Raw genomic sequence first — 4,607 nt, 5'->3', positions numbered from 1 at the left:
GACCGGCGGCACGCCGATGGCCGAGCGGGTCGCGGTCGTCGGTCTGCTCAACAAGCGCAACGGCGTCAGCCGCGAGCTGACGCTGCGCCCCGGCCAGGCGGTGCGGGTCGGCGACGTGGTGGTGCGGCTGCGCGCCTGCGAACGGACCGCGCCCTGGGAGGACGAGCCGCTGACCGGGGCCTTCGTCCAGCTCGACGTGCGCGGCGTCGACGCTCACTGGCGGCGGGCATTTTCGGGGTGGCTGTTCAAGGAGCGGCCGGCGCTCAACGTCGTCCAGCACCCAGTCTATGACGTCTGGGCCAAGAGCTGCACGATGACCTGGCCCGACACCGGCCCCGACACCACGTCGCTGGCCGCCCCCAGCCGGTCGAGCGCGCCGAAATCGCCCGATGACGACGGCGCGCCCGACTCCGGCGACAACCCCGCAACGCCGGCGAGCGCGCCCGACAGCAACGCAATATAGTCGGCGCGCGGGATCTCGACCGCGCCCAGCGACGCCAGATGCGGCGTCTGGAACTGGCAGTCCAGCAACGTGAAGCCGCCCGCCTTCAGCCGCGCGACCAGCCAGGCGAGCGCCACCTTGGAGGCGTCGGTGCGGCGGCTGACCATGCTCTCGCCGAAGAAGGCGCGGCCGAGCGCCAGGCCGTACAGCCCGCCGACCAGCTCGTCGCCGTCCCAGCATTCGATCGAATGAGCGAAGCCCATCGCGTGCAGGACGCCGAACGCGCGCTCGATGCCGGCGTTGATCCAGGTCTCCGGTCGCCCCTCGACGCTTTCGGCGCAGAGCTGAACCATCCGGCCGAAGTCACGGTCGGCGGTGACGCGGAACCGGTCGGCGGCGATCGTCTTGCGCAGCGATCGCGACAGGCGAAACCCGTCCAGCGGCAGGATCGCGCGCTGCTTGGGCTCGACCCAGAAGACGCCGGGCGCATCGCGCGCATCCGCCATCGGGAAGACGCCGACCGCATAGGCACCTAGAACAAGCTGTGGATCGAGGATCGCGGTCACCGCGGCACGCTGCCGCGATCCTCCGATCCTTGCAAGCGGCCCCTGCATCGAAGGCGGCCGCCAAGAAAAAGGGCCGGCGGCGAATGCCGCCGGCCCGATTGGAACCTCAGGATCGTGAAGTTACGCCTTGCAGGCGAGCGCCGCCTTGCCGGGCTGGGTCAGCGTCACGCTCTCGGGCGTACCGGTCAGCTTCCAGCCGCCGTCGGCCACATAGGGGTCGCCCGCCTTCTCGGCCTTGAGCTGGGTCGGCGTGCCGCCCTTGACGGTGCGCACGATCGCCATCTTGTCGCCCTCGAAGAAGGTGACATAGACGAGGCTGTTGTCCTTGCAGCGCAGCGTCTTGTCGGCCTTGATCGCCGGCGGCATCTCGATCGGCCCGCTATTGGCGAGCGCGTTGGCCATCGGGTCGGGGTTGGTGTCGACCACCTCCGGCTTGGACTGGGAATTGCAGGCTGCGAGCAGGAGCAGCGCCGCGGCGGCGAGAAGGGAAGGGCTCTTCATAGCCAGGCTGATTTCGCTCATGCAGCATAAACCGTCAAGGCGGCGAGAGCGCGCGCACGTAGAAAATCTACTGCAGTGCGGCAAAGCGATGCGGTCGCCGTTCGCTTGCCTCGCGCCGGCACCGGGCGCATCTAGGGGTCATGCACACCGCCTCCGACACGCTTGCGCTTATCGGTAACACTCCGCTCGTGCGGCTGCGAGGGCCGAGTGAGGAGAGCGGGTGCGACATCTTCGGCAAGTGCGAGTTCACCAATCCCGGCGCGTCGATCAAGGACCGCGCCGCGCTGGCGATCGTCGAGGATGCGGAGGCGAACGGCAGTCTCCAGCCCGGCGGCGCAATCGTCGAGGGCACCGCGGGCAATACCGGTATCGGCTTGGCGCTGGTCGCCAACGCACGCGGCTACCGCACGATCATCGTCATGCCCGAGACGCAGAGCCGCGAGAAGATGGATACGCTGCGCGCGCTCGGGGCGGAGCTGGTGCTGGTTCCGGCCGCGCCCTTCTCCAGCCCCTGCCACTTTGTCCACACCTCGCGCCGCTTGGCCGAGGAGACGCCGGGGGCGATCTGGGCCAACCAGTTCGACAACATTGCCAATCGCCGCGCCCATGTCACCGGCACCGCCGAGGAGATCTGGGCGCAGATGGAGGGGCGGGTCGACGGCTTCATCTGCGCGGCCGGCACCGGCGGCACCATCGCCGGCGTCGGCATGGGGCTGAAGGCGAAGGACGAGCGGGTGTGTATCGGCCTGGCCGACCCGCACGGCGCGGCGCTCTATGAATATTACGCGCATGGCGAGCTGAAGGCCGAGGGATCGTCGGTGGCCGAAGGCATCGGCCAGGGGCGGATCACCGCCAACCTGGAAGGGGCACCGATCGACACCCAGTTCCGGATCGGCGACGTCGAGGGCTATGGCTGGGTGCGCCGGCTGCTCGACGAGGAGGGGCTGTGCCTCGGGCTGTCGTCGGGGATCAACGTCGCCGGCGCGGTGCGGCTGGGGCGGCAACTGGGAGTCGGCAAGCGCATCGCTACTATCCTGTGCGACACCGGTTTCCGCTATCTGTCGACGCTGTACGACCCGGCGTGGCGGGCGGCCAAGGGCCTGGCCTGAGCCGAACCGGCCGGCGCATCGACAAAGCTGCGAGATACTGTTACTTCGTCTGTAATGATAAGCGAACGCGAGCACACGCAAGCGGTGCAGCGGATCAAGGTCGGTCTGGTCGGTCTGGCCGCGGTGATCCTGCTGATCGGTTTCGCCAGCGCAATCATGCGCACCGTCACGCGCGAGACGCCGGTGACGGCGATTGGCGCGCCCAAGGCAGACGTCGTCGCCAACATGGTGCTGACCAACGCGCAGGGCGACACGGGCGAGCCCCTAGCCGAGCTGGGTATCGCCCCGGCGGTCGCCAATGGACAGGGTGCTGCGCCGACGCATCATTGACAGCGATGTCGTTTTGCAGGTCGAAGAACATCGCCGATCAATGTTCTTTATTCGTTCGTATTCGGTCGATCAATGTTCCAGTTATGCGGATTCGACTTGCTCCAATCTTGGTACATCTAGCTGGTCGGCTCAGCTAATCCCGGAAAATCCCGTTGTATCCCCGCCGATCCCCTGATACGTCTTGTCCAACAGAGGGACGGTCTCACTGTGGGGTGCGCTGAGCGACCGGCGGGCGGCGATGGCCGTTCTTCGGGCTGAGGCGGCGCGCGTGCGGGGGCGAGTGGCGTGTCGTCGAGGGGGCGGTATCAGGGACACGGGATCGGCCTTGTCGATGACAAGGGCCGCGTCGCCATCCCCAATGCGCTGCGCACGACGCTCCAGCACAATGCGCCGCGGCTGGACGGCAAGGACGGCGGCACCATCATCGTCGGCCCGCACGAGTTCCACGACTGCCTGGTCGCCTACGACCCCGCCTATGTCGAGGTAAGGGCGGAGGAGCTCGACGCCCATCAGCGCGAGCACACCGCCGCCGACGGCAGCTACGACTATAATTTCCAGCGCAAGACCATGGCCGGAGAGGCGGTGCCGTTCGACGGCTCCGGCCGGTTCATCATGCCCGCGTTCCCGCGCTTCCATGCCAATATCGGTGCGCACGCCTTTTTCCTGGGCATCAACAACCGCATCGAGATCTGGGACCCGGCGACCGCGCTGGCCGACAAGGGCCTCGACGCCACCGTCAAGAAGATGATCCGCTTCTACATGGCGGAGAAGGGCGTGACGCTGTGAGCGCGCCGCATGTCCCGGTGCTGCTCGACGAGGTGGTCGCCGCGCTCGCGCCTCAGCCGGGCGAGACGATGGTCGACGCCACCTATGGCGCGGGCGGCTATGCGCGGGCGCTGCTGGCGCGCGGCGCGCGGGTGATCGCGTTCGACCGCGATCCCGATGCCGCCGAGGCCGGCCGCACTGCGGGGCTCGACGGGCTGACGATGGTCGAGCGGCCGTTTTCGGAAATGGCCGAGGCGCTGGACCAGCCGGTCCATGGCATCACCATGGACATCGGCGTGTCGTCGATGCAGCTCGACCAGCCCGAGCGCGGCTTCTCGTTCCAGGGCGACGGGCCGCTCGACATGCGGATGAGCCAGGCGGGGCCGAGCGCCGCCGACTTCGTCAACACCGCCGACGAGGAGCGCATCGCCGACGTCCTCTACCATTATGGCGACGAGCCCAAGTCGCGCCGCGTCGCCCGCGCGATCGTCGCGGCGCGGCCGCTGACCCGGACCGGCGAGCTGGCCGCTGTCGTCCGCCGCGCGCTCGGCCATCGTCCGCACGACAAGAAGGACCCGGCGACCCGCGTCTTCCAGGCGATCCGCATCGAGGTGAACCGCGAACTGGGCGAGCTGGCCGACGGCCTCGCCGCCGCGGAAGCGGTGCTCAAGCCCGGCGGGCGGCTGGCGGTGGTAACCTTCCACAGCCTGGAGGATCGCATGGTCAAGCGCTTCCTGCGCGACCGGTCGGGCGGGCAGCCGGTCGGTTCGCGCCACGCACCGCAAGCGGCACAAGCGGCGGCTCCCAGCTTCGAGCGTGTCGGCCGCGCGGAGCAGGGCGTCCGCGTCGCCGGCGTGCTCGGGGATGGCCGCCAGCCCGATGCTCGCCGTGATG

At 68.8% G+C, this 4,607-nt stretch carries 6 protein-coding genes and 1 pseudogene; 5 read left to right on the top strand and 2 right to left on the bottom strand.

Annotated elements, in window-relative coordinates; all coding sequences use genetic code 11:
- Nucleotides 1-16: 16 nt before the first annotated feature.
- Nucleotides 17-250: pseudogene (locus tag HUU96_RS11615) on the top strand (DUF2155 domain-containing protein); the annotation flags it as partial.
- A gap of 35 nt (nt 251-285) precedes the next feature.
- Here HUU96_RS11615 and aat read toward each other — a convergent pair.
- Entirely contained in the window at nt 286-1,056 is a 771-nt protein-coding gene (gene aat / locus HUU96_RS11610; RefSeq protein ID WP_174292948.1) for a leucyl/phenylalanyl-tRNA--protein transferase, read from the bottom strand.
- A gap of 72 nt (nt 1,057-1,128) precedes the next feature.
- Nucleotides 1,129-1,530 (bottom strand): hypothetical protein, encoded by a 402-nt coding sequence (locus HUU96_RS11605; RefSeq protein ID WP_438827079.1) that lies wholly within the window; start codon nt 1,528-1,530, stop codon nt 1,129-1,131.
- A gap of 119 nt (nt 1,531-1,649) precedes the next feature.
- Here HUU96_RS11605 and HUU96_RS11600 point away from each other — a divergent pair, with 119 nt between their 5' ends.
- From HUU96_RS11600 to rsmH, 4 genes are all read left to right on the top strand, one after another.
- Entirely contained in the window at nt 1,650-2,618 is a 969-nt protein-coding gene (locus HUU96_RS11600) for a cysteine synthase A (RefSeq protein WP_174292947.1), read from the top strand.
- A 54-nt stretch (nt 2,619-2,672) separates the two neighbouring features.
- Nucleotides 2,673-2,948: a hypothetical protein gene (locus HUU96_RS11595; protein WP_254605199.1), complete on the top strand. Its 276-nt coding sequence runs from the start codon at nt 2,673-2,675 to the stop codon at nt 2,946-2,948.
- A 285-nt stretch (nt 2,949-3,233) separates the two neighbouring features.
- Nucleotides 3,234-3,734, top strand: a complete 501-nt coding sequence (locus tag HUU96_RS11590) for a division/cell wall cluster transcriptional repressor MraZ (protein WP_174292946.1) — start codon at nt 3,234-3,236, stop codon at nt 3,732-3,734.
- A partial coding sequence (rsmH, locus tag HUU96_RS11585; protein ID WP_254605198.1) for a 16S rRNA (cytosine(1402)-N(4))-methyltransferase RsmH occupies nt 3,731-4,607 on the top strand: 877 nt, incomplete at its 3' end. The genes HUU96_RS11590 and rsmH, both read left to right, overlap by 4 nt.

Source organism: Sphingomonas bacterium, from assembly GCF_903644135.1.
GTDB lineage: Bacteria > Pseudomonadota > Alphaproteobacteria > Sphingomonadales > Sphingomonadaceae > Sphingomonas.
This window is presented reverse-complemented; position numbering and strand designations above follow the sequence as displayed.

Bases quoted from the DNA above. Each gene is read 5' to 3' on its own strand.
- HUU96_RS11605 (WP_438827079.1), bottom strand. From the start codon at position 1,530: ATGAGCGAAATCAGCCTGGCTATGAAGAGCCCTTCCCTTCTCGCCGCC.
- HUU96_RS11595 (WP_254605199.1), top strand. From the start codon at position 2,673: ATGATAAGCGAACGCGAGCACACGCAAGCGGTGCAGCGGATCAAGGTC.
- aat (WP_174292948.1), bottom strand. From the start codon at position 1,056: ATGCAGGGGCCGCTTGCAAGGATCGGAGGATCGCGGCAGCGTGCCGCG.
- HUU96_RS11600 (WP_174292947.1), top strand. From the start codon at position 1,650: ATGCACACCGCCTCCGACACGCTTGCGCTTATCGGTAACACTCCGCTC.